We start from the raw sequence: 682 nt of genomic DNA on the forward strand, positions 1-682 counted from the left end.
GAAGATGATGAAAGACTTATTAAAAATCATTCAACAACAGAGTGCTACAATTGATAGTCTCACCAATGAACTTACCCTTCTGCGTGAACAAGTGGCTTATCTAACGCAAAAGCTCTATGGAAAATCCTCTGAGAAAAGTGTTTGTCCATCTGGACAAGTCAGCCTTTTTGAGGAGGAAGTTTCATCTGATGAAGATGGAGAGGTTCCCAGTTGAAAGAGAAGAAATCACCTATAAACGTAAGAAAGCTAAAGGGAAACGTCAAGCTCTTCTTGCCCAATTCGATTCAGAAGAACTCCATCATCGCTTAGAGGACTGCATTTGCCCTGACTGTCAGGGAGATCTAAAAGAGATTGGAGCGAGTCTTCAAGGCCAAGAATTAGTCTTTATTCCTGCGCAATTAAAACGCATAGATCATATCCAACACTCTTACAAATGCCAAGCATGCAGTGAGAAAAATCCGAGTGATAAAATTGTGAAAGCTCCTATCCCTAAAGCCCCTTTGGCGCATAGCCTTGGCTCAGCTTCTATTATCGCTCACACCATCCATCAGAAGTTTAATCTGAAGGTACCCAATTATCGCCAAGAAGAAGATTGGGCTAAGATGGGTTTACCAATCACACGTAAGGAAATCTCTAATTGGCATATCAAGGCGAGTCAATATTATTTAGAGTCCCTTTATAA

The 682-nt window shown here is 40.8% G+C and carries 1 protein-coding gene and 1 pseudogene; both read left to right on the top strand.

The window, feature by feature from the left end:
• The first annotated feature begins 7 nt into the window (after positions 1-7).
• Entirely contained in the window at positions 8-214 is a 207-nt protein-coding gene (locus tag HT693_RS00585) for a transposase (RefSeq protein WP_050226214.1), read from the top strand.
• Positions 189-682, top strand: a pseudogene (locus HT693_RS00590) (IS66 family transposase); the annotation flags it as partial. The gene HT693_RS00585 and the pseudogene HT693_RS00590, both read left to right, overlap by 26 nt.

The sequence above is a fragment of the Streptococcus sp. 2154 genome (assembly GCF_013277255.1).
GTDB classification, from domain to species: domain Bacteria; phylum Bacillota; class Bacilli; order Lactobacillales; family Streptococcaceae; genus Streptococcus; species Streptococcus pseudopneumoniae.

Excerpts from the sequence above, each read along its gene's own strand:
- HT693_RS00585 (WP_050226214.1), top strand. The coding sequence starts at position 8 with ATGAAAGACTTATTAAAAATCATTCAACAACAGAGTGCTACAATTGAT.